Annotated in this window: 1 protein-coding gene; it reads left to right on the top strand. The window is 71.8% G+C overall.

The window, feature by feature from the left end; genetic code table 11:
• The coding region (locus tag DMC64_RS42605; protein WP_148106992.1) for a hypothetical protein at positions 1–252 on the top strand (252 nt) is incomplete at both ends.

A 252-nucleotide genomic window follows, 5' to 3' on the forward strand; every position in this document is an offset into this window, starting at 1 on the left:
GCGACGGCCGGCGACGTCGCGGTCGAGGAGATCCGTTGCCTGTCAACGGAACGGCGGGCCCTGCTCGACGGCATCAACCGGACCCGGGAGGATTTCCCGGCCACGTCGATCGACGCGCTCTTCCGCGCCGCCGCGGACCAGCTGGCGACGGCCGGCGACGTCGCGGTCGAGGAGATCCGTTGCCTGTCAACGGAACGGCGGGCCCTGCTCGACGGCATCAACCGGACCCGGGAGGATTTCCCGGCCACGTCG

The sequence above is a fragment of the Amycolatopsis sp. WAC 04197 genome (genome assembly GCF_003947475.1).
GTDB classification, from domain to species: domain Bacteria; phylum Actinomycetota; class Actinomycetes; order Mycobacteriales; family Pseudonocardiaceae; genus Amycolatopsis; species Amycolatopsis japonica.